Raw genomic sequence first — 5,603 nt, 5'->3', positions numbered from 1 at the left:
CGGGCCCGGCGACCGGGTGCTGATGGCCGACCCCAACTACCCCTGCAACCGCCACTTCATGGCCCTGGCCGGCGCCGAGGTGGACGCCGTGCCGGTGGGCCCGGCGAGCGGCTGGCAGCTGGACGCCGGCCTGGTGGCGGCGCACTGGCGCGACGCCACCCGCCTGGCGATGCTGGCCACCCCCTCGAACCCCACCGGGCATATGCTCGATGCCGGCCGGCTCGCAGCGGTGGCCGAGACGGTGGCGGCGAAGGGCGGCCAGCTGCTGGTGGACGAGATCTATCAGGGGCTCTGCTTCGATCTCGCCCCGCTCTCGGTGGCGGCGATCACCCCGGACGCCTTCGTGGTCAACAGCTTCTCCAAGTACTTCGGCATGACCGGCTGGCGCCTGGGCTGGCTGCTGGCGCCGGAGGCGGCGGTGGAGCCACTGACCCGTCTGGCCCAGAACGTCTTCCTGGCGGCCCCCACGCCGGCCCAGCACGCCGCCCTGGCCGCCTTCACGCCCGAGTGCCGGGAGCTCCTCGAGGCGCGGCGCGCCGAGCTGGGCCGGCGCCGCGATGCCCTGCTGGCGGCCCTGGCGCCCCTGGGGCTTGCCCCCTCGCTGCCGCCCCAGGGGGCCTTCTACCTGTGGCTCGATATCTCCCGCTACAGCGCCGACAGCCAGGCCTTCTGTCGGCGCCTGCTGGAGGAGGAGAACGTGGCGATCACGCCGGGGATCGACTTCGCCCTCCAGGGCGGTGAGCACCAGGTGCGCATCGCCTTTACCACCGGGGTCGAGCGCCTGGAGGAGGCGGTCGGCCGCCTCGCGCGCTTCCTGGCTCGCCTGTAGGAGGCCCCATGGAGTATCCCGAGCTGGTGCCGGGCACCCTGCTGCGCCGCTACAAGCGCTTCCTCGCCGAGGTGTGCCTCGACGACGGCCGCGAGGTCACCGCCCACTGCCCCAATACCGGCTCCATGCGGGCGGTGAACGTGCCGGGCTGCCGGGTGTGGCTTTCGTCCAGCGACAACCCGGCGCGCAAGCTGGCCTGGACCTGGGAGCTGATCGAGCTGCCCTGGCCCGACGGCACCAGGGCGGCTGCCTCGGTGCACACCGGGCGGGCCAATCGCATCGTCGAGGAGGCGCTGCACGAGGGGCGGGTACCGGCCCTGGCCGGCTATGCCGAACTGAAGCGCGAGGCGAAGGTGGTGCTGGCGGGCGGTCTTGCGGCTCGGCTCGACTTCCGCCTCGATGACCCGATGCGTGGCACCGCCTTCGTGGAAGTCAAGCAGGTGACCCTGAGGGAGGCCGATGGTCACGGCTACTTCCCCGATGCGGTGAGCGAGCGGGGCCGCAAGCACCTGGAGGTGCTGGCGGCGCTGGCCGAGCAGGGCCAGCGGGCGGTGCTGCTGTTCTGCGTGGCCCATGAGGGCATCGAGAACGTGGCGCCGGCCGCTCACCTGGATCCCGCCTACGCGGCCACGCTGCGCCGGGCGGTGGCGTGCGGCGTGGAGGTGCTGGCGCAGCGCTGTGAGGTGGTGCGGCGGGGCGGGGTGCCGGTGGCGATCCGCCTCGGCCCGACGCTGCCGGTGTCACTCCACCGCGAGGTGGATCTGTCCCTCGGCGTCGACTGACACCGGGATCGGGGCAAGGCGCTGGCCCTGGCAGGGGCCGAAGACGCACTCGCCGCTGTCGGGCAGGGTCACACCCAGCGCCGAGGTGGCGCTGAGCTGGTCGAGGCGGGCGAGGGGCGCCGTCACCGGGCCGGGTCGCAGTGGGGGAGCGCCCGGGCCAGGCGCTCCAGCGCCTCGTCGCCGCCGGCGCCCGCGGTCTGGGCCTCCCACCACCGGCGGTGCACGCTGCGCACGCGCACCGTCACCCGTGGCACGCCCAATACCTGGGCCATGGCCAGCCGATGCAGCCCCTTGTTGATCTTGATCAGCCGGCCGTGTCGGTCGACCGCCACCCCGAGGCGATCCTTGCCCGCCCCGGCATCGAAGCCGAAGCAGGCCATGTCCTCCATGTAGAGCAGGTAGAGGCGCAGGTACTCGAGGATCCGCTCCCGGCTGTCCAGCAGCAGCCCCCGGTGATGGGAGCGCAGCGGATCGCCCTGTTCGGCCCGCGCCTGGAGCTGCTGGAAGGCCGTACTCTGCTCCGGCGCCAGGCGGTGGCGCCACAGGTCCTGCATGAAGTGGGTGCGTCCGCTGTCGACCAGGTAGTGGCGCGGCAGGTCCCAGTCACCGTCCCAAAGGAAGAGGTTGGAGGCCTTGCGCCGGGCCAGGCGGTCGGGGAAGCCCGCGGGGTAGCTGAAGCCGCGCACCAGGCGGCGCGGCTCCACCGTCAGGTCCAGCCGCTCGGCCAGGGCGGTCTCGAGGCTGCGGCGGGGCAGGCCCTGGGCCTCGAGCATCCGGGAGGCGTCACGCCGGGCCCGCCAGCGGCGGAACAGGCGCTCCTCGAACGGGCGCCCCAGCGCCTGCTGGAAGGCCATCTTGGCCCGGTAGGCGAGGCGCGAGGTGAGCATCCTGCGCCGCAGGCTCGGGTCATAAAGGGGGGGGTGCACGGTCTCCCCGGTCGGCGTCAGCGGCAGGCGGGAGGCCAGCTGCAGCCCCTGGTGCGTCTGGTCGAGCCGCGCCTGCAGGGCCTGGCCGGGGGCCGCCGGGGGCAGCCGCTGGGCCAGGTCCCAGAGGGCGGGGCCGCGGCGTTCGGCCGGAATGCGCTCCGGCACCGCCGGCGGACCCAAGCCCTCGGTCGGGCTCGGCGGTGGGAGGGCCCCTGCCATCGCGCTCAGCTGGTTGTGCAGTCGACAGCTCAGGATGCTGTAGAGCCAGTGTCCCGGCGGCAGGCCGCTGTCGGCGAGGCGGTAGGCGTTGCGCCAGGCCAGCAGCAGGGTGTCATGGACCACGGGCTCGACCTGCCGGCTCTCCTTCAGGACGTGACCGGCGACGGCCAGCAGGCTCGGCAGGCCGAGCCGCTGGAGCCCCTGGAAGCCGGCGATGTCGCCTCGGGCGCAGGTCAGCAGCGCGGGCTCGAGCGCCTCGTGGGTCGCCGGCGGTGATGCGGCCATGCAGTGTTACCTGTCGATATAGAAGCGCTGGATGAAGCTGACCCTGGCCGGGTCGGCATTGCGGTCGTGGCGAACCTCGAGATCGAAGCGCATGGGCTCGTCCTCGTGGATGCGGAAGACGGCCACCTGGGAGGGGGCGTCGCCGCCGCGCAGGGTGCGGAAGCTCAGCGGCGTGCGCTCATCACCGCGGCTCAGCCCGCCCACGGTGCCGTTCACGGACACCGGAATGGCCCGCGTGGTGCCGTCTTCGCCCTCCTCGAGCACGCTGACGTTGAGCAGCGCCATCACCTGGCTGCGCTGGATGCCGTGCTCGCGGGCCACCTCCTCGGGGAGGAAGCTGGTGTTCACCGCGCTGTAGTGAATCTGGTAGCGGCCGACCTGCTCGTACTGCTGGGCGGCCAGCGGCGCCGTCAGCAGCAGCAGGCCCGCGGCGAGCAGACCGCTCAGTAAGCCTCGCCTCATGGTATTCCCTCCTGCCGTTGCCGGGTCAGCCGCGGGCGACCCGGAAGATCGCGATCTCGCCGAACAGGTTGGGCCATAGCCGGGAGGTCCAGTGGCCCTCGTGGTCGCCGATGCCCACCGCCCGGTCGACGATGATCAGACCCTTGTCACGACAGAGTTGTTCAAAGTCGTTGAAGGTCGACAGATGGATATTAGGGGTGTCATACCAGGCGTGGGGCAGCGACTTGGAGACCGGCATGTAGCCGCGGATTCCCAGGTGCACCCGATGGCGCCAGTAGGCGAAGTTGGGGAAGGTGATGATCGCCTCGCTGGCCACCCGCAGCATCTCGTCGAGCATCCGGTCGGGGCGGCGCAGGGCCTGCAGGGCCTGGGTCATGATCACCAGGTCACAGGCGTCGTCGTCGAAGTTGGCAAGCCCCTCGTCGAGGTTCTGCTCGATGACGTTGACCCCGCGCGAGATGCAGGCGGTGATGCCGTCGGGATCGATCTCCAGGCCATAGCCGGTGACGTCCTTGTCGCGGGCCAGGGCCGCCAGCAGGCTGCCGTCGCCGCAGGCCAGGTCGAGGATATGGGCGCCCTCGGGGACCCAGTCGTGGATCAGCTTGAAGTCGGGACGGTTCATCATGGGCGCGCCTCCAGGCCGAGGTCATGGGCCACGCGGTCCATGAAGGCGGCAAACACCGCCTGGTAGCGGGGCTCGGGCATCAGGAAGGCGTCGTGGCCGTGGGTCGAGTCGATGTTGGCGTAGCTGACCGGCTTGTCGGCGCGCACCAGGGCATCGACCAGCTCCCGGGAGCGCGAGGGCGGGAAGCGCCAGTCGGTGCTGAAGCTGATTACCAGGAAGGGGCAGGTCGCCGGCGCCAGCGCCTGCGCCAGGTCGCCGCCGTGGGCCGCGGCCGGGTCGAAGTAGTCCAGGGCCTTGGTCATCAGCAGGTAGGTATTGGCGTCGAAGGAGGTGGAGAAGGTGTCGCCCTGGTAGCGCAGGTAGGACTCCACCTGGAACTCCACGTCGAAGCCGAAGTTGAGGTCGTCGGCGCGCAGGTCGCGGCCGAACTTGCTGCCCATGGCATCCTCGGACAGGTAGGTGATGTGGCCCACCATGCGCGCCAGCTTGAGCCCGCGGCGAGGAGCCGTGCCATGCTCGGTGTACCAGCCGTCGAAGAACTCGGGGTCCGAGCGGATCGCCTGGCGCGCCACCTCGTTGAAGGCGATGTTCTGGGCCGACAGCTTGGGGGTGGCGGCGATTACTGCGGCGTTGGCGATCCGCTCCGGGTAGACCATCGCCCACTGCAGCACCTGCATGCCGCCCAGGCTGCCGCCGATCACCGCAGCGAAGCGTTCGATGCCCAGGCGGTCGGCCAGCCGTACCTGGCTGTGCACCCAGTCGCCCACCGTCATCATCGGAAACTCCGGACCCCAGGGGCGGCCGGTGTCCGGGTTCTCGCGATTGGGACCGGTACTGCCGTGGCAGCCGCCCAGGTTGTTGAGCGAAACCACGAAGAAGCGGCTGGTGTCGATGGACTTGCCCGGGCCGATATGGGCATCCCACCAGCCCGGCTTGCGTTCGTCGGGGGCGTGGTAGCCGGCCGCATGGTGGTGGCCAGAGAGGGCATGGCAGATCAGCACCGCGTTGGAGCGGTCGGCGTTGAGGGTGCCGTAGGTCTCGTAGACGAGGTCATAGGCCGGCAGCGTCCTGCCGCAGGCCAGGGCCAGGGGGTCGTCGAAGTGCGCCGTCTGTGGCGTCACCAGGCCGACCGAGTCGCTAGGGAGCTCGGGCATCAGTCGTTCCGTGTCCAGTCGTTGCGGTGGAGCCGGGGGCCGGGCTCAGAGCCCGACCAGGGCGCCGGCGACGCCGGCGGCGCGGGTCAGCGAACCCACCACGATACCATCGATCAGGCTGATGGCGATGAATGCCACGATGGGCGAGAGGTCGATCATGCCCAGCGGCGGAATGACCTTGCGCAGCGGCGCCATGATCGGCTCCACCAACTGCATCACCAGCAGCGCCCCCGGGTGGCTGGCATTGGGCGCCACCCAGCTGAGGATGATCATCACGATCAGCGCGAAGAAGTAGATCTTGAGGATGGCATTGGCCCGTGC

The 5,603-nt window shown here is 70.9% G+C and carries 8 protein-coding genes; 2 read left to right on the top strand and 6 right to left on the bottom strand.

The annotated features are described in order from the left end of the window. Both J5F18_RS00080 and sfsA read left to right on the top strand, forming a co-directional pair. The coding region (locus J5F18_RS00080; protein ID WP_346300346.1) for an aminotransferase class I/II-fold pyridoxal phosphate-dependent enzyme at positions 1-829 on the top strand (829 nt) is incomplete at its 5' end. An 8-nt stretch (positions 830-837) separates the two neighbouring features. Then, positions 838-1,611, top strand: a complete 774-nt coding sequence (gene sfsA, locus J5F18_RS00075; protein ID WP_346300345.1) for a DNA/RNA nuclease SfsA — start codon at positions 838-840, stop codon at positions 1,609-1,611. Here sfsA and J5F18_RS00070 read toward each other — a convergent pair. The 6 genes from J5F18_RS00070 to J5F18_RS00045 all read right to left on the bottom strand — a co-directional run. Then, a complete protein-coding gene (locus tag J5F18_RS00070; RefSeq protein WP_346300344.1) occupies positions 1,570-1,737 on the bottom strand; it encodes a hypothetical protein in 168 nt (55 codons plus the stop codon). The two genes, sfsA and J5F18_RS00070, sit on opposite strands and share 42 nt — an antisense overlap. Continuing rightward, positions 1,734-3,041: a hypothetical protein gene (locus J5F18_RS00065; protein WP_346300343.1), complete on the bottom strand. Its 1,308-nt coding sequence runs from the start codon at positions 3,039-3,041 to the stop codon at positions 1,734-1,736. The genes J5F18_RS00070 and J5F18_RS00065 overlap by 4 nt, the downstream gene beginning before the upstream one ends. Before the next feature lie 6 nt (positions 3,042-3,047). After that, positions 3,048-3,503, bottom strand: coding sequence for a DUF4426 domain-containing protein (locus J5F18_RS00060; RefSeq protein WP_346300342.1), 456 nt, complete (start codon positions 3,501-3,503; stop codon positions 3,048-3,050). Between the two features lie 25 nt (positions 3,504-3,528). Beyond that, positions 3,529-4,125: a methionine biosynthesis protein MetW gene (metW, locus tag J5F18_RS00055; protein WP_346302139.1), complete on the bottom strand. Its 597-nt coding sequence runs from the start codon at positions 4,123-4,125 to the stop codon at positions 3,529-3,531. Next, positions 4,125-5,282 (bottom strand): homoserine O-acetyltransferase, encoded by a 1,158-nt coding sequence (locus tag J5F18_RS00050; protein ID WP_346300341.1) that lies wholly within the window; start codon positions 5,280-5,282, stop codon positions 4,125-4,127. Before J5F18_RS00050 ends, metW begins: the two co-directional genes overlap by 1 nt. Positions 5,283-5,327: 45 nt before the next feature. After that, a partial coding sequence (locus J5F18_RS00045; protein ID WP_346300340.1) for a YggT family protein occupies positions 5,328-5,603 on the bottom strand: 276 nt, incomplete at its 5' end.

The sequence above is a fragment of the Halomonas sp. BM-2019 genome (assembly GCF_017584085.1).
The sequence above is the reverse complement of the archived record's forward strand: the minus strand, read 5'-3'. Positions and strand labels throughout refer to the sequence as shown.